The organism is Photobacterium aphoticum (genome assembly GCF_001029435.1).
GTDB classification, from domain to species: Bacteria; Pseudomonadota; Gammaproteobacteria; order Enterobacterales; family Vibrionaceae; genus Photobacterium; species Photobacterium aphoticum.
In genome coordinates this window covers 1-383 of the sequence record NZ_LDOV01000105.1, presented here as the reverse complement: position 1 = coordinate 383, position 383 = coordinate 1, and the positions used below count along the sequence as shown (strand labels likewise).

Below are 383 nucleotides of genomic sequence, written 5' to 3'. Positions count from 1 at the left end.
ATTCACATTGACCCATTCGTCATTGATATTGGCTAATTGTTACTTCGTGATTTGATGATCTAAATACACAAGGCTTTGGTCAGTGACCAGCTGACCATCAATATTCCAATACACTAGGATAGTATTTTGATACAAGTTAGCTAACTGCTCGTCATCGAGCCTATTTTGGGTCGTTCGGGTCGCATAGAAACCGAAGTGGCCATCACCAAGCATTTTATATTCCTGGATCAGTTGAGCATTCGCAAAATTATAAAAATAACCTTCTGACGGGAAAGCTAGTCGCTCACCTAACTGTACAGTGGGCGTTATCTGTATAAACGATTCTTTTCCCTGCCCTGAACCAATTGGCTTCACCTTAACCTCATGTGTCCTGCTAATGCCGA

General features: G+C 41.8%; 1 pseudogene. It reads right to left on the bottom strand.

Features of this window, described 5'->3' with window-relative positions:
* Positions 1-39: 39 nt before the first annotated feature.
* Positions 40-383 (bottom strand): annotated as a pseudogene (locus ABT58_RS23225) (S-type Pyocin domain-containing protein); the annotation flags it as partial.